Raw genomic sequence first — 16,946 nt, forward strand, 5'->3', positions numbered from 1 at the left:
GAGGGAGGCTGCGCCGACGTGTTCACCTTGCTCTCCACCAGCGACACCGATCTGCTGTCGGCCCGTGCGAGCGGTGCCGAGTGGCGGCTGGGCAACCCGGCCCGGCTCGACGACGCCGGCATCGCCGCCCTGGTCGAGGGCAGCGCGCTGGTCGTCGTCCGGCTGCTCGGGGTACGCCGCCAGTTCGAGGACCTGCTCGCCCCGCTCCTGGCCGGGCCGGCACCGGTGGTCGTCCTCGGCGGGGAGCAGGTGCCCGACGCCGAGCTGATGGAGCTCTCGACCGTGCCGATGGGCGTGGCCACCGAGGCGCACGGCTACCTCGCGCAGGGCGGCCCGGACAACCTCACCCAGCTGCACCGATTCCTCTCCGACACCGTGCTGCTCACCGGCGAGGGCTTCGAGCCGCCGTCGGTCGCACCCGACTGGGGCGTGCTGGAGCGGGAGAGTCGGGGGACCGGCCCGACCGTCGCCGTCCTCTACTACCGGGCGCACCATCTGGCCGGGAACACCGCCTTCGTCGAGACCCTCTGCGCCGCGATCGAGGCCGCCGGCGGCCAGGCCCTGCCGGTCTTCACCTCGTCGCTGCGGTCGGTCGCCCCGGAGTTGCTGGCGACGCTGAAGGGCGCCGACGCGCTGGTGGTCACCGTGCTCGCCGCCGGCGGCTCGCGGCCGGCCACCGCCCAGGCCGGCGGGGACGACGGCGCCTGGGACGTCGGCGCGCTCGCGACGCTGGACGTGCCGGTGATCCAGGGCCTGTGCCTGACCCGCTCGCGGGAGGAGTGGCTCGCCGACGATGACGGGCTGTCCCCGCTCGACGTGGGGAACCAGGTCGCCATCCCCGAGTTCGACGGCCGGCTGATCAGCGTTCCGTTCTCCTTCAAGGAGACCGACGAGGACGGGTTGACCTCCTACGTGCCCGACCCGGAGCGGGCCGCGCGGGTCGCCGGCACCGCCGTCGCGCACGCGCGGCTGCGGCACACCCCGCCGGCCGAGCGCCGGATCGTGGTGATGCTGAGCGCCTACCCGACCAAGCACGCCCGGATCGGCAACGCGGTCGGCCTGGACACCCCCGCGTCGGTGGTCCGGCTGCTGGCCGCGATGGCCGGGCAGGGCTACGACCTCGGCCCGCTCGACGGGCCGGACGCGCTGCCCGGCGTCGCCGAGCTGGACGGTGACGCGCTGGTGCACGCGCTGATCGCCGCCGGCGGGCAGGACGCCGACTGGCTGACCTCGGAGCAGCTCTCCGGGAACCCCGTCCGGATCCCGGCCGCGCAGTACCGCGGGTTCTTCGAGACGCTGCCCGCCGACCTGCGCGCGGCGATGGTCGCGCACTGGGGGCAGCCGCCGGGCTCGCTGTTCGTCGACGGTAGTGGCGACGACCAGGCCATCGTCTTCGCCGCGCTGCGGGCCGGCAACGTCGTGGTGATGGTGCAGCCGCCGCGCGGCTTCGGGGAGAACCCGATCGCGATCTACCACGACCCCGACCTGCCGCCGTCCCACCACTACCTGGCCGCCTACTGGTGGCTGCGGTCGGTGTTCGGCGCGCACGCGCTGGTGCACGTCGGCAAGCACGGCAACCTGGAGTGGCTGCCCGGCAAGACCGTCGGTCTGTCCGCCTCCTGCGCGCCGGACGCGGCGATCGGCGACCTGCCGCTGATCTACCCGTTCCTGGTGAACGACCCGGGTGAGGGCTCGCAGGCCAAGCGCCGGGCGCACGCCACGCTGATCGACCACATGGTGCCGCCGATGGCCCGCGCCGACACCTACGGCGACATCGCCCGGCTGGAGCAGCTGCTCGACGAGCACGCCAACGTTGCGGCGATGGACCCGGCGAAGCTGCCCGCGGTCCGCGCGCAGATCTGGACCCTGCTGCAAGCGGCCAAGCTCGACCACGACCTCGGCCTCAACGAACGGCCCGAGGACGACCACTTCGACGAGATGATCCTGCACGTCGACGGCTGGCTCTGTGAGATCAAGGACTCCCAGATCCGTGACGGCCTGCACGTGCTCGGCACGCCGCCCGCCGGTTCCGATCGCGTGGATCTCGTGCTCGCGATGCTGCGGGCCCGGCAGATCTGGGGCGGCTCGGTCGCGCTGCCCGGGCTGCGCGAGGCGCTCGGGCTGACCGAGGACGGTTCCGCCGGCCTGGCTCTCACCGACGCCGTCGAGCAGCAGGCCGCGGCCCTGGTCGGCGGGATGGAGTCGCGGGGCTGGACCGCTGCCGCGGTGCCCGAGGTGGTCCGCGAGGTGCTGGACCGGTCGGACGACGGGGTCGATGCGGTGCTGCGGTTCGCCGTCGACGAGGTCGTGCCGCGCCTGGCGCGCACCACCGACGAGCTCGACGCCACCCTCCACGCCCTGGCCGGCGGCTACGTGCCCGCCGGCCCGTCGGGCTCGCCGCTGCGCGGGCTGATCAACGTGCTGCCGACCGGCCGGAACTTCTACTCCGTCGACCCGCGCGCGGTGCCCTCGCGGCTGGCGTGGGAGACCGGGCAGGCGATGGCCGAGTCGCTGCTCGACCGCTACCGCGCCGACACCGGCGAGTACCCGCGCTCGGTCGGGCTCTCGGTGTGGGGCACCTCGGCGATGCGCACCTCCGGTGACGACGTCGCCGAGGTGCTCGCGCTGCTCGGCGTCCGCCCGGTGTGGGACGACGCGTCGCGGCGGGTGACCGGGCTGGAGCCGATCCCGCTCGACGAGCTCGGCCGGCCGCGGATCGACGTCACGGTGCGGATCAGCGGCTTCTTCCGGGACGCTTTCCCGCACGTGGTGACCATGCTCGACGACGCGGTGACCCTGGCCGCCTCCCTCGACGAGCCCGACGACCTCAACCACGTGCGTGCCCACGTCGAGGCCGACGTGGCCGAGCACGGTGACCGGCGGCGGGCGACCACCCGGGTGTTCGGCTCCAAGCCCGGTGCCTACGGGGCCGGGCTGCTGCCGCTGATCGACTCCCGGAACTGGCGGGGGGACGCCGACCTCGCCGAGGTGTACGCGGTGTGGGGCGGCTACGCCTACGGCCGCGGCCTGGACGGCGTGCAGGCCCGGCCGGACATGGAGGCGGCGTACCGGCGGATCGCGGTGGCGGCGAAGAACGTGGACACCCGCGAGCACGACATCGCCGACTCCGACGACTACTTCCAGTACCACGGCGGGATGGTGGCGACCGTCCGCGCGCTGACCGGGTCGGCGCCCAAGGCGTACATCGGCGACTCGACCCGCCCGGAGTCGGTGCGCACCCGGTCGCTGACCGAGGAGACCGCGCGGGTGTTCCGGGCCCGGGTGGTCAACCCGAAGTGGCTGGCGGCGATGCGCCGGCACGGCTACAAGGGCGCCTTCGAGCTGGCCGCGACCGTCGACTACCTGTTCGGCTACGACGCCACGACCGGCGTGGTGGCCGACTGGATGTACGAGCAGCTCACCCGGACCTACGTGCTGGACCCGGAGAACCGGGAGTTCCTGGAGCGGTCCAACCCGTGGGCGCTGCACGGCATCGCCGAGCGGCTGCTCGAGGCGGTGGACCGGACGATGTGGGAGTCGCCGGACCCGGCGCTGCTGGCCGAGCTGCGGCAGGCCTACCTCGACACCGAGGGCGACCTGGAGGGTGGGGAGAGCCCGGCGCAGGCCGGCCGCTGACGCCGGGGAACGGGGGGCCTCGCGCACCTCCGCGGTCGGCTGCCCGGGGCCGCCGGCGACGGTAGGACGCCGGCCGCGGCCCCGGGACCCGACGCGGCACTGCTCCGCGCGGTGCACGCGCGATGACTCGGGGGAGCTGCCACGCCGCCGCCGTTCCGGCACGGCCCGCAACCCGGACCGTGCGCCGCGGCCCGGCGCGGCCATGGTTTGACGGGCACCGCGGCCCGCAGCATGCTCGCGCAGTACCGATGCCGGAGCAGTCGGCGTCTCACGGGGACCCTCGGCTCCGGCTTCGGAAAGACGGCGAACGCACGCTCTTTCCGAGGAGGAGCCGGTGACAGCGACCCAGGTACGCACCAGCAGGGCGGGCGAGAAACTCCTCGGTCGGGTGGCGTTCGTGACCGGCGGGACCCGGGGCATCGGCGCGGCGATCTGCCGCAGCCTGGCCTCCCAGGGAGCCGACGTGGCCGCCGGCTACAGCGGCAACACCGAGCGCGCGCAGCTGTTCGCCCAGGAGTTCGCCGCGGCCCATCCCGAGAGCCACATGAGCGTGCACCGCGGCGACATCGGCTCGCCCGAGGACTGCCGGCGCACCGTCCAGGAGGTGATCGACCGGCACGGCCGGCTGGACATCCTGGTCAACAACGCGGGCATCACCGCCGACCGCACCGTGCTGAAGATGGCCGACGAGGACTGGCGACGGGTCCTCGACGTCAACCTCTCCGGCGCCTTCTACCTCTCCCAGGCCGCCCTCCGGCACATGCTCGAGCGGGGCAGCGGCCGGATCGTGATGATCTCCTCGGTCATCGGCGAGACCGGCGGCATCGGCCAGGTCAACTACGCCTCCGCGAAGTCCGGGCTGTTCGGCCTCACCAAGACCCTCGCCCGCGAGGCCGCGATGCAGATCCAGCGCAGCGGCAACACCAACGGCATCGGGGTCACCGTCAACGCCGTCACCCCGGGCTACATCGCCACCGAGATGCTCGAGACCGTCCCGGAGAAGGTCCTCGACGGCCTGCGCGCGAAGATCCCGGTCGGCCGGCTCGGGGAGCCGGCGGAGATCGCCCGGGTCGTGCACTTCCTCGCCGCCGACGCATCGGCCTACATCACCGGGCAGATCTGGGCGGTCAACGGCGGGCTGGACATGTAGCTCCTTCCTCCACCTCGGCCGTCGAGCTCGCTGCACCGACCAGGAAGGGGCGCCCGGTGTTCGACCGCATCGCCGTGATCAACCGGGGTGAACCGGCCATGCGGCTCATCCGCGCCGTCCGGGAGCTGAACGCCGAGCACGGGACGCGGACCCGGGTCATCGCCCTGCACACCGAGGCCGAGCGCCGGGCGACGTTCGTCCGGGCGGCCGACGAGGCGGTGCTGCTGCGCGAGACGGGGGAGGGCAGCCCCTACCTCGACCACGACGAGCTCGCCCGGGCCCTGCGGGCCGGCCGCGCCGACGCCGCCTGGGTCGGCTGGGGGTTCGTCGCCGAGGACCCGGCGTTCGCCGAGCTGTGCGCCGACCTCGGGGTGACCTTCATCGGCCCGCCGCCGGAGGCGATGCGGCTGCTCGGCGCCAAGGTCGAGGCCAAGGTGCTCGCCGAGAAGACCGGCGTCCCCGTCGCGCCGTGGAGCCGCGGCCCGGTCGAGGGGCTCGACGACGCCCGCCACCACGCCGCCGCCATCGGCTACCCGCTGATCGTCAAGGCCCGCAGCGGCGGGGGCGGCCGTGGCATCCGTGTCGTCCGCGCCCCCGACGAGCTGGAGGAGGCGCTGGTCCGCACGCAGACCGAGGCGCAGCGCACCTTCGGCGATCCGGTCGTGTTCATGGAGCGACTGGTCGAGGGCGGCCGGCACGTCGAGGTCCAGGTGATCGCCGACCAGTACGGAACGGTCTGGGCGCCCGGCGTCCGCGACTGCTCGGTGCAGCGGCGCAACCAGAAGGTCCTCGAGGAGTCCAGCTCCCCGGCGTTGCGTCCCGAGCAGGAGGCCACTCTCCGCGAGTCCGCCGTCGCGCTGGTCAAGGCCGCGGGCTACGTGGGGGCCGGCACCGTGGAGTTCCTCTACCAGCCGGAGGAGGACCTGCTGACCTTCCTCGAGGTCAACACCCGGCTGCAGGTCGAGCACCCCGTCACCGAGGCGACCACCGGGCTGGACCTGGTGAAGCTGCAGCTGCACGTGGCCGCCGGCGGCCGGCTGGAGGGCACCCCGCCCGAGCCGATCGGGCATGCCGTGGAGGCGCGGCTCACCGCCGAGGACGCCGAGCAGGGGTTCGCCCCCGCACCCGGCCGGGTCGAGCTGATGCGCCTGCCCACCGGGCCGGGCATCCGCGTGGACACCGGCGTCGGCGTCGGCGACAGCGTCCCGCCGCAGTACGACTCGATGATCGCCAAGGTCATCGCCTGGGGACAGGACCGACCCGAGGCCCTCGCCCGGCTGCGCTGCGCGCTGCGCGAGACGACCGTGGTGCTGCGCGGCGGCACCACCACGAAGTCCTTCCTGCTCGACCTCCTGGACCGGCCGGAGGTCGTCGCCGGCACCGCCGACACCGGCTGGCTGGACCGCACCGGGGCCGCCGACGGCAGCCGGCCCGTGGGCGACGGCTGGGTGGCGCTGGTCCAGGTGGCCGTCGACCTCGCCCGGGCGGAGGAGGAGCGGGAGCGGCAGGCCTTCCTCGCCTCGGCGCGTGGTGGGCGTCCGCGGGCTCCGCACGAGGTGGGCCGCACGGTGGAGCTCGGCATGCGCGGGCAGGTCTACCGGCCGACCGTCGCGACGGTGGACCGGGACCGCTACCGCGTGCAGCTCGACGACCGTGTCCTCGACGTCGAGATCGACCGGCTGGGCCCGCTGGAGAGCCGGCTGACCGCCCTCGGGCAGCGGTACTCCGTCGTCGCCGTCGAGGCCCCCGGATCCCATCTGGTCGAGGTCGACGGGGAGACCCACCGGGTGACCCGCGACGCCGGCGGGGTGGTCCGCGCGCCCGCCCCGGCCGTGGTCGTCGCCGTCCGCGCCGGCGTGGGGGAGGAGGTCGAGGCCGGACAGGCGATCGTCGTCCTGGAGAGCATGAAGATGGAGACGGCGGTGCGGGCGCCGTTCGCCGGCCGGGTCGGCGAGCTGCTGGCCGCGGTCAACTCGCAGGTCGACGCCGGCGCTCCGCTGGTCCGCCTCGAGCGGGTCGGCGGCGACGTGCAGGAGGCGACCGGGAAGCGCGTGGCCCTGCCCAGCGGGGACGACGCCCCGGCAGGAGACCCGCGGGCCCGGGCGCTGGCCGCGCTCGCGGCGCTGCAGGCGCTGATCACCGGCTACGACGTCACCGCCGCCCGTGCGAAGGAGCTGCTCGCCGGGTACCGCAGCGCGCGGGAGGAGCTGCCGATCGACGACCCGGAACTGCTGCGCGGCGAGCTCGCCGTCCTCACCACGTTCGCCGACCTGTGCGACCTGTCCCGCAACCGTCCGGCCAGCGCCGAGGAGGAGGCGGACACGCAGGTGCACAGCCCCCGGGAGTACTTCCACTCCTACCTGCACTCGCTGGACGTCGAGCGGGAGGGGTTGCCGGAGAGCTTCCGGGCGCGGCTGGGCCGGGCGCTGCAGCACTACGACGTGGGAGATGCCGACGTCACGAGCGCCGAGCCCGGCCCGGCGCTGCAGGAGGCGGTACACCGCATCTTCCTGGCCCAGCAGCGCATCCCCGACCAGCTGCCTGCCGTGATGGCCCTGCTCGACCGCTGGCTCACCGCCGGGACGCTGACCACCGGCACGGCGCGGGCGGAGGTGGGGGAGGTGCTCGACCGGCTCGTCATCGCCACCCAGCTGCGCTACCCGTCGGTCGGCGACCTCGCCCGTGCCGTCCGCTACCGGTACTTCGAGGAGCCGGTCGTCCAGGAGGCCCGGCAGCGGGTGCTCGGCGAGGCCCGGCGGCTGCTCGACGAGCTCGACGAGGCCGGCGCCCGCGGCGACACCGCGGAGAGCATCCGGCGGATGGAGGCGCTGGTCGCCAGCCCACAGCCGCTGGTCCGGCTGCTGGCCGAGCGGTTCGGCCGGGGGACCGCCGTCCCGGATCCGGTCCTCGAGGTCCTCACCCGGCGCTACTACCGCAGCCGCAACCTGGAGGACGTGCGGTCGTCCCTCCTCGACGGACAGACCTGCGTCACCGCCGGGTACGACCTCAACGGCGACCGGCTGCAGCTGGTCGCGCTGATGGCCGACATGGCCCGCCTGCCGGAGGCGCTGACGTCCCTGGCAGGCGTGTTGGCCGGCGTCGAGGACCCCACGCAGGTGGTCGTGGACCTCTACCTGAACTGGCCGGACCGCCCGGCCGACGCCGACGCGCTGGCCGAGCAGCTGCGCGAGCTGCTCGCCCGGGTCCCGCAGCTGGCGGCCGGCCGCCGGGTCACCGTCACGGTCTGCACCCCGGCCGGCGACGTCGAGACGGTGACCTTCCGGCCGGCGGCCCACGCCCCCGGCGGGCTGGCCGAGGAGCGCATCATCCGCGGCCTGCACCCGCTCACCGCGCAGCGGCTGGACCTGTGGCGGCTCAAGGAGTTCGACGGGGAGCGGCTGCCCTCGGCCGAGGACACCTATCTGTTCCACGTCTTCGCCAAGGAGAACCCGGACGACGAGCGCTTCGTGGCCATGGCGGAGGTGCGCGACCTGACCCCGGTGCGGGACGACTCCGGCCAGGTGGTCGGCTTCCCGACGGTCGAGCGGGTGCTGACCTCCTGCCTGGACAGCCTGCGGCGGGCCCAGTCGCGGAGACGCTCGCGGCGGCCGCTGGAGCACAACCGGGTCCACCTCTACGCCTGGCCGTCGATCGAGGTGCCGCTGGCGCAGATCGCGGCGTTCGCGCAGACCTCCGCGCCGCTGACCCTGGGCGCCGGGTTGGACCAGATCGTGCTGCTGGCCCGGCTCCAGGAGGAGGAGGAGGGCCGCCCCCCGCGCGACGTGGCGCTGCGCTTCTCCTACCGACCGGGCACCGGGGTGCGCATGGCGGTCACCGACCGCCCGACCGCGCCCATGCGGCCGCTGGACCACTACACCGAGAAGGTGCTCAGCTCGCGGGCCCGCGGCGCGGTCTACCCGTACGAGCTCAGCGGCCTGCTGGCCGGCCCCGACGGCTCGTTCGTCGAGCACGACCTGGACGACGACGGCCGGCTGGTCCCGGTGGACCGCCAGCCCGGCCGGAACACGGCGGGGATCGTCGTCGGGCTGGTGAGCACGCCGACGCCGCGCTACCCCGAGGGCATGACCCGGGTGGTGCTCATGGGCGACCCGACCAAGCAGCTGGGGACCGTCGCCGAGCCCGAGTGCGCCCGCGTCGTCGCCGCCCTCGACCTGGCCGAGGAGCGCGGCCTCCCGGTCGAGTGGTTCGCGCTCTCCTCCGGCGCCCGGATCTCCATGGACAGCGGCACCGAGAACATGGACTGGGTCTCCCGGGCCCTGCGCCGGATCATCGAGTTCACCCAGGCCGGCGGTGAGATCAACGTGGTCGTCACCGGCATCAACGTCGGCGCCCAGCCGTACTGGAACGCCGAGGCCACGATGCTCATGCACACCAAGGGCATCCTGGTCATGACGCCGGACAGCGCGATGGTGCTCACCGGCAAGCACTCCCTCGACTACTCCGGCGGGGTGTCGGCGGAGGACAACTTCGGCATCGGCGGCTACGACCGCGTGATGGGCCCCAACGGGCAGGCGCAGTACTGGGCGCCGAACCTCACCGCCGCCGTCGACCTGCTGTCCCAGCACTACGAGCACACCTACCGCGCGCCGGGGGAGCGCTGGGCGCGTCCGGCCCCGACCACGGACCCGCACGACCGGGACGTGCGCCCCTATCCGCACGACCACCCGGGCAGCGAGTTCACCACCGTCGGCGACGTCTTCTCGGCGGAGACCAACCCGGAGCGCAAGAAGGCGTTCGACATCCGCACCGTCATGCGCGCGGTCACCGATCAGGACCACCCGGTGCTCGAGCGGTGGGCCGGGATGGCCGACGCCGACACCGCCGTCGTCTTCGACGCCCACCTCGGCGGGCACCCGGTCACCGTGCTGGGGGTGGAGTCCCGGCCGATCCCTCGGCGGGGCAGCTACCCGGCCGACGGGCCCGACCAGTGGACGGCGGGCACGCTGTTCCCCCGCTCGTCGAAGAAGACCGCGCGCGCCATCAACGCCGCCAGCGGCAACCGCCCGCTCGTCGTGCTGGCCAACCTCTCCGGCTTCGACGGGTCCCCGGAGTCGCTGCGCGAGATGCAGCTGGAGTACGGCGCGGAGATCGGGCGGGCGATCACCAACTTCGACGGGCCGATCGTGTTCTGCGTGGTCTCCCGGTACCACGGGGGCGCCTTCGTGGTCTTCTCCGGCGTCCTCAACGACAACATGGAGGTGCTGGCGGTCGAGGGCTCCTACGCCTCGGTGATCGGCGGGGCCCCGGCGGCCGCGGTCGTGTTCTCCCGCGAGGTGGACAAGCGCACCGCCGCCGACCCCCGGGTGCGCGAGCTCGAGGCCGCGCTGAGCTCGGCCGAGGGCGTCGAGCAGGCCCACCTGCGCGCCGAACTGGCCACCCTCCGCAGCGCCGTCCGCTCGGAGAAGCTCGGCGAGGTGGCCGACGAGTTCGAGACCGTCCACGACATCGAGCGCGCCCGGCGGGTCGGCTCGGTGCACGCCATCATCCCCGCCGCCGAACTGCGCCCCCGTCTCATCGCCGCCGTCGAGCGGGGGATGGAGCGTGCGGCCCGGAGCTAGCCGGGCCGCGACGCCGGACGGTCAGAAAGGACCCTGATGAACGCCTTCGTCCTGAACCGACACGGCCGCATGGTCTTCCCCTCCAACGTCATGCCGGAGCTGGACTTCTCCACGGTCGAGACCCTCGACCAGCTCGACAGCGTCATCCGACGGGACTTCGAGACCAAGGCGCCCAGCGGCACCGACATCCTCGACAAGGTCCGGACCGGGTCCTACGAGAGCCGGTACGACCTCATGCGCGACCTCGCGCTGAACCTGTTCTGGGCCAACCGCTTCTCCATCACCATGTACGACAAGCGCCCGACTCGTTGGGCGGACGTGCCGCGGACGCGCAGCGACGTCTTCCTCCCGGTCCTGGAGCCCTGGGAGGACGGCGGGACCAAGGTGGCGGCGGTGGAGTCGGCCTACCCGAGCCTGCCGGCCCGGTGGGACGCGGACGTCGAGGACGGGATCTTCGCGATCCTGTTCGACGTCTTCGCCAACCGGAAGCACCACGCGACCACGCTGCCGGCGATCAAGCCGACCGTGGCCGAGTTCCTGGAGACGCCGGGGAACCTCACCTTCCGGCTGCCGCACTACGACCCGGACTTCCCGGTGTACGGCTACGACGACATCGTCGACTGCGACGAGGAGGTGCCCGAACTCGAGGCCCTGCACCGCTGGGCCATGGTGCTGCACAACCAGTACCCGTGGGACCGGGGGAGCGTGGAACTGGCGGAGGCCGGCCAGCTCAAGGACGACGACTACGTGGTCGCCTTCCACCCCCGCGACAAGGAGGTGCGGGCCTTCCTGCGCCGGCTGCGCGAGGCCGCCCCCAGCCGGCCGGCGTCGGTGGCCCGGGAGCCGCGGCCGCCGGTGCGCCCCTTCCCGGAGATCGACGTGCGGCAGCGGTTCTCCGTCCTGCCCCGCCTGGAGGCGCTGGCCGCGGTGCACGGGGACCAGGTGTGCAGCAACGAGGACCTGATCCGGAACGCGGCCTACAACTGGTCGCCGATGAGCGCCGAGGAGATCCGGGACAAGACGGGCATCGAGCAGCGCCGCTACAGCACGCTGCCGCTGGAGGAGCTCGCGCTGCAGGCGGCGGAGGCGGCGCTGGCCAAGGCGGGGCGCGAGCCGGAGGAGATCGGCGCGGTCCTGGTGTGCACCTGCACCAGCTCCCGGCTGATCCCGTCGCTGGCCACCTACCTGTGCGGCCAGCTGGGGATCTACCAGGCCCACGCCGCCTACGACCTCATCGCCGCGTGCGCGGGCATGCCCTACGGCCTGGCCGAGGCCACCCGGCTGCTGCAGGAGGTCGAGCGGCCGGTGCTCGTCGTCTGCGCGGAGAAGTTCTCCGACAAGATCGGCAACGTCCGGCCGTCCCGGATGATCTTCGGGGACGGCGCGGCCGCCATGGTCGTCGGCGTGGCCCCCGAGGGCGCCGGCCCCGACATCTCCTACCTGCAGACCTACGCCAGCGGCCCGGCCAGCGAGGTCAACTCGATCCTGTGGCCGAACCCGGAGTTCGACAACAACATCACCGTCTTCGGCCCGCAGGTGAAGGCGCTCGCCGGCCGCTACCTCGCGCAGATGATCGAGGAGCTGCAGGCGCTGCCCGACCCGGACGGCCGGGCCGGCTCCCTGCTCGACAGCATCGACCTCGTCGTGCCGCACCAGGCGAACAAGACGATGGTGGTCCAGCTGGCGAAGCAGGCGGGGCTGCGCCCCGACCGCCTGTACTTCAACATCGCCGCGGTCGGCAACGCCTCCTCCGCGAGCATCCCGCTGGCGATCCACGACGCGGTCCGCGACGGGGTCATCAGCGAGCCGCTGCGCGTGTTCGCGCCCGGTTTCGGCGCGGGGGCGGTGGCCGGCTACGCCGTGATGCAGGTGGATCCTGCCGTCGTCGCCGTCCAGGCCCCGGCTGCTCCGGACCGCGGCGGGGCCGAGCCGGCGGCGCCCGCGCCGGCCGCACCGACGCCGGCGTCGGAGGACGTGCGGCAGGCGTTCGGCTGAGCCGGCGGACGCCGGCCGCGCGTCCCCGTGACCACCCGCGTCGTCCGCAGCGTCGACGGCACCCGGCTGCGCGCGTGGTGCAACGACGGGGCCGGGTCGCCGGTCCTGCTGTGCAACGGACTGGGCGCCCCGCCGGCCGCCTGGCCGCGGGTCGTCGCTCCGGACAGCGGCCACCGCGTGGTCACCTGGAACCAGCGCGGCCTGGGCGGGTCGCAGCGCCCGGCCGACCGGAGCCGGGTGCGGGTGGAGGACCACGTCGCCGACGCCCGCGCCGTGCTCGACTGCTTCGACCTGCCCGCGGCCACGGTGATCGGGTGGTCGCTCGGGGTGAACATCGCGTTCGAGCTGGCACTCGAGGAGCCGGCGCGGGTGCACGCCGTGCTCGCCGTGGCAGGTGTCCCCGGAGGGAGCTACTCGTCGCTGTTCGCCCCGTTCGGCGTCCCGCGCCGGCTGCGGCCCCGGATGGGCCGGCTCGGCAGCCGCGTGCTGCCCGTCGTGGGGCCGCTGCTGCCGCTGCTCGCGGCGAGCCTGCCGCCCTGGTACGAGGCGCTCTGGCCGGCGGCAGTGCTGGGGCCGGCGCACGAGGCGAGCCACCCGGGGGCGCTGCTGGCGGTCCTCGCCGAGTTCTCCCGGCACGACTGGTCCTGGTACCGGTACCTGGTCCTGGCCGTCGAGGAGCACGCGCCGCTGGACGTCTCGGCGGTGTACTGCCCGGTCACCTTCGTGGCGGGCCGCTACGACGCCCTGGTCGACGTCGTCGACGTCCGGGCCGCAGCGCGGACCGTGCCCGGTGCCCGCCTCCGCGAACTGGCGGGCACGCACTTCGTCCCGCTGCAGTACCCCGGCGTGATGCTCGCCGAGCTGCGCCGGCTCTCCGGGGCCTGACCCGCCCGCCCTCAGCCCGGCACGCGGTCGTGCACGTAGGAGCCGGGCGCCGGCTCCCGCGGCGGGTGGGCCGCGCTGCCCAGCGTCGTGGGCGCCGTCACCTCGTTCCCGGAGCGTTCGAGCATCCAGGCGGTCCACGGCTCCCACCAGCTGCCGGTGTGCCGCTGCGCTGAGGCGCGCCAGGCCTCCGGGTCCGGGCCGGGCTCGCCGCCGGTCCAGTAGTGCGCCTTCGGGTTGCCCGGCGGGTTGACCAGGCTCTGGATGTGGCCGCTGTAGCTGAGCACGAAGGTGCTCGGCCCGGACAGCAGCTGCGTCGTCCGGTAGCAGCCGTCCCACGGGGTGAGGTGGTCGGTGAGGGCGCCGGTGACGAACGTCGGCACGGTGATGCGGCTCAGGTGCACCGGGGTGTCGAGCACCCGCAGCGCCCCGGCCCGGGCCAGGGAGTTGCGCCCGAAGATGTCCAGGAACTGCTCGTGCAGCCGGGCGGGCAGGTTCGTGCCGTCGGCGTTCCACGACAGGATGTCGAACGCGGGCGGGTCCTCGCCCATCAGCCACTGGTTCACCAGGTAGCTGAAGATCAGGTCGTCCGGGCGCATCCAGGTGAACACCGAGCCCATCTGCCGGGCCGTGATGACCCCCTGCCGGCGGGAGTTCCGGCGGGCGAGCTCGATGGTGCGGGGCGCGGAGAAGGCGCCCAGCGGTGCCCGGCTGGAGAAGTCCAGCAGGGTGACCGCGTACCCGGCGGCGTGCACCCGGTCGTCGCCGGTGACCGCCAGGTGGTTGAGCGCGGTGGTCATCACCTGACCACCGGCGCAGAAGCCCAGCGTGGTGACGTCGGGGGAGCCGGTGACCTCGCGGGCGACGTCGATGGCCCGCTCGATCGCGCCGGCGTAGGTGTCCAGGCCCCACTCCGACTGCTCCCGGGTGGGGTTCCGCCAGCTGATCATGAAGACCTGCAGGCCCTGGGCCACGGCGAACTCGACGAAGCTGCGGCCGGGCCGCAGGTCGAGGAAGTAGAAGCGGCCGATCGGCGGCGGCACGATCACCAGCGGCCGCTGCCGCACCCGCGGGGTCGAGGGCGCGTACTGGAGCACCTCGACGACGTCGTCCCGGTGCACCACGGCGCCCGGGGACACCCCGAGGTCGGTACCCACGGCGAAGGCGTCGCGCTGCACCTGGGCCGGCAGGCCGCCGTTGTGCCGCAGGTCGGAGAGGATGTGCCGCAGCCCGCGCAGCAGGCTGATGCCCCCGGTGTCGAAGGCGCGCTTGAGCGCGGCCGGGTTGCCGAGCAGCGTGTTCGTGGGCGCCAGGGCGCTGGTGGCGGCGGTGAGCAGAAATCGCACCTGCTCCACCTCGCGCCAGTCCGCCCCGTCCTCCTCGTAGTCGCGTACCAGGCGGTCCAGGGCGCCGGTCCACGCCAGGTAGGACTGGAGGAGGCGGCGGTACCCCGGGTGCAGCGACCACGCCGGGTCGGCGAAGCGCTTGTCCCTCGGCGCGGGGGCGATCGCGTCCGTGCCGCGGAGGATGCCCACCGCGTCCCGGCCCAGCCGGGCGGCCTCCCGCGCGAGCGGTCTCGGTCGGGCGAAGGCCGACAGCAGGCCGCGGGCCATGCCCCGCGGTGAGGGGAGGCCGACCGGCTCGGCGCTCTCCACCGAGGCCAGCGCCTCGGATTCGGTCTGCGGTGCCGGTGGCTCGGTCTGCGGTGCCGGCGGCTTCGGGGCGCGTCGATCGGTGGGGCGCTGCCTCGTCGTCGTGGTCGTCACGGGGACCCCCTTGTGACCTACGTCACTGGTGTGCCCATGACGGTAGCGGTCGAACCTGACCGCGCGCTCGGGGGAGAGCGCGGGCCGGTCCCGTCAGGGCCAGAGCGCCGCGGCGACCAGCAGGGTCGTTGCCGTCGCCACCTCGCCCATCGCGCCCATCACGTCGCCGGTGGTCCCGCCGAGGCGTGCCGCCGCCCGTCGGTGCAGCAGCTCGGCGGCGAGCAGCCCGGCCGTCGCCGCGCCCAGCAGCCGGGCCGCGGTGGCGGCATCGGCGACCAGCAGCGCCGCCGCGGCTCCGAGCGCCGCGGCGGCCAGCGCCGTCGCGGTCAGCCACGCCCGCGACACGGTGCCCGCGACCGCGCGGCCGAGCGAGGAGCCCGCCGCCACGGCCACCCCCGGCAGGCCGGTGCGGGCCATCGCCAGCCGGGCGGCCACGGCGGCGGTGACCGGCGCCAGCCACCCGGCGGCGGCGGGCAGCAGCGCGGCGAGGCTGGAGACCTGGAGCAGGACGGTCAGGACGAGGGCGGCCACGCCGAAGGGGCCGACGTCGCCCTGGTGCATGACCCGCAGCGACCGCTCCCGCGCGCGCAGCGGGCCGAGCCCGTCGGCGGTGTCGGCCAGCCCGTCCAGGTGCAGCCCGCGGGTCAGGACGGCGAGCGTGGCCACGGCGAGCACCGCGCCGGTCAGCGGGGACACCCAGCGGGTGCCGAGGACGGCGACACCGGTGGCCAGCGCGCCGAGCACCAGCCCGACCAGCGGTGCCCAGGGCAGCACCCCGCGCGTCGAGGTGGCCGCGCGGGCCGGCACCGGCAGCGCGGTGAGCAGCGCGGCGGACTCCAGCGGCCCGGCCCAGCGCACCGCTCTCACCGCAGGCGCTGGGGGAGGCCGGCGACGACGAACCACACCTCGTCCGCGGTGCCGGCCAGCCGCTGGTTCACCGCGCCCAGGGTGTCCCGGAACAGCCGGCCGGACCGGGTCTCGGGAACCACGCCGAGCCCCACCTCGTCGCTGACCGCCACCACGTGCGCGGACGTCATGGTCCAGGCCTCGACCAGGGCGTCGCAGCGCGCGGCCAGCCGCTCGCCGGCGCCGGGGGCCTCCGCCCAGACCCCGGTCTCGTCCATGAGCGCGGCGACCCAGGTGGTCACGCTGTCGACGAGGATCGTGCCGCCGCGCAGCAGCGCCGAGGGCGCGGTCGTCTCCACCGTCGTCCACGACGCCGGGCGGCGGGCGCGGTGGGCGGCCACCCGGGCCGCCCACTCGGCGTCCTCGCCGGGGACCGCCGAGGTCGCGAGGTAGACGACGTCGGGACGCCCGGCCAGCAGCGCCTCGGCGTGGGCGGACTTGCCCGACCGGCTGCCCCCGAGGACCAGCACCCGGCTCACGGGCGGAGCTCCAGCCGGGTCACCGAGCCGTTGTGCGGGGTGACCGCGGGCAGCGCCTCGGGGCCGAGCCCGGCCGCCACCGCCTGCGCCGCCCTGATCGTGTCGCCGTGGGTGACCAGCGCGACGACGTCGGCCGGCGGGTCGGCGCACAGCCGGGCGAGGTAGGCCGCGACCCGGCCGTGCAGCTGCGCCAGGCTCTCCCCGCCGTCGGCGGCCCAGTGCGGGTCGCTCCAGTCGACGACGTCCCACAGCTCACGGGACGGGCGCCCCTCCAGCACGCCGTAGCCCTGCTCGCGCAGCGCCGGGGACGTGGCGTAGGGCAGGCCGGTCCGCCGGGCGACGTGCTCGGCGGTCTGCGTCGCGCGGAGCAGGTCGCTGGAGACGAGGGCGCCGGGCCGCAGCGCAGCCAGCTCCCGCGCCGCCGTGGCCGCCTGCGCGTGGCCGAGCTCGGTGAGCGGGACGTGCCGCGTCTGGCCCTGCATCAGCCCCGCCGCGTTCCACTCGCTCTGGCCGTGGCGGACGAGGAGCAGGGTCAGCGGGCGGGCCATGGCAG

The 16,946-nt window shown here is 74.6% G+C and carries 9 protein-coding genes; 5 read left to right on the forward strand and 4 right to left on the reverse strand.

The features are described from left to right. Positions 1 to 18 precede the first annotated feature (18 nt). The 5 genes from cobN (at position 19) to BMZ50_RS18365 (ending at position 13,245) form a co-directional block, all read left to right on the forward strand. Entirely contained in the window at positions 19 to 3,636 is a 3,618-nt protein-coding gene (gene cobN, locus BMZ50_RS18345) for a cobaltochelatase subunit CobN (protein WP_091327796.1), read from the forward strand. Between the two features lie 334 nt (positions 3,637 to 3,970). After that, entirely contained in the window at positions 3,971 to 4,786 is an 816-nt protein-coding gene (locus tag BMZ50_RS18350; RefSeq protein WP_091327798.1) for a 3-oxoacyl-ACP reductase family protein, read from the forward strand. A 56-nt stretch (positions 4,787 to 4,842) separates the two neighbouring features. After that, on the forward strand, positions 4,843 to 10,365 hold the full coding sequence (locus tag BMZ50_RS18355; protein ID WP_091327800.1) for an ATP-binding protein: 5,523 nt from the start codon (positions 4,843 to 4,845) through the stop codon (positions 10,363 to 10,365). A gap of 36 nt (positions 10,366 to 10,401) precedes the next feature. After that, positions 10,402 to 12,360 (forward strand): 3-oxoacyl-ACP synthase III family protein, encoded by a 1,959-nt coding sequence (locus BMZ50_RS18360; protein ID WP_091327803.1) that lies wholly within the window; start codon positions 10,402 to 10,404, stop codon positions 12,358 to 12,360. Positions 12,361 to 12,387: 27 nt separating this feature from the next. After that, a complete protein-coding gene (locus tag BMZ50_RS18365) occupies positions 12,388 to 13,245 on the forward strand; it encodes an alpha/beta fold hydrolase (RefSeq protein WP_091327805.1) in 858 nt (285 codons plus the stop codon). 11 nt (positions 13,246 to 13,256) lie between these two features. Here the strand turns inward: BMZ50_RS18365 and BMZ50_RS18370 are convergent, their stop codons facing one another. The 4 genes from BMZ50_RS18370 to BMZ50_RS18385 form a co-directional block, all read right to left on the reverse strand. After that, positions 13,257 to 15,008 carry a PHA/PHB synthase family protein gene (locus tag BMZ50_RS18370; protein ID WP_091327808.1) on the reverse strand — a complete coding sequence of 584 codons (1,752 nt, stop codon included), beginning with the start codon at positions 15,006 to 15,008 and terminating at the stop codon, positions 13,257 to 13,259. Between the two features lie 93 nt (positions 15,009 to 15,101). Next, on the reverse strand, positions 15,102 to 15,866 hold the full coding sequence (locus tag BMZ50_RS18375; RefSeq protein ID WP_091327811.1) for an adenosylcobinamide-GDP ribazoletransferase: 765 nt from the start codon (positions 15,864 to 15,866) through the stop codon (positions 15,102 to 15,104). Positions 15,867 to 15,871: 5 nt separating this feature from the next. After that, on the reverse strand, positions 15,872 to 16,393 hold the full coding sequence (cobU, locus tag BMZ50_RS18380; RefSeq protein WP_091327814.1) for a bifunctional adenosylcobinamide kinase/adenosylcobinamide-phosphate guanylyltransferase: 522 nt from the start codon (positions 16,391 to 16,393) through the stop codon (positions 15,872 to 15,874). After that, positions 16,390 to 16,941 carry a histidine phosphatase family protein gene (locus BMZ50_RS18385; protein ID WP_091327817.1) on the reverse strand — a complete coding sequence of 184 codons (552 nt, stop codon included), beginning with the start codon at positions 16,939 to 16,941 and terminating at the stop codon, positions 16,390 to 16,392. The genes cobU and BMZ50_RS18385 overlap by 4 nt, the downstream gene beginning before the upstream one ends. Between the last annotated feature and the right edge of the window lie 5 nt (positions 16,942 to 16,946).

The sequence above is a fragment of the Geodermatophilus ruber genome (assembly GCF_900114385.1).
Taxonomy (GTDB): domain Bacteria; phylum Actinomycetota; class Actinomycetes; order Mycobacteriales; family Geodermatophilaceae; genus Geodermatophilus; species Geodermatophilus ruber.

Excerpts from the sequence above, each read along its gene's own strand:
- BMZ50_RS18360 (WP_091327803.1), top strand. The coding sequence starts at position 10,402 with ATGAACGCCTTCGTCCTGAACCGACACGGCCGCATGGTCTTCCCCTCC.
- BMZ50_RS18385 (WP_091327817.1), bottom strand. The coding sequence starts at position 16,941 with ATGGCCCGCCCGCTGACCCTGCTCCTCGTCCGCCACGGCCAGAGCGAG.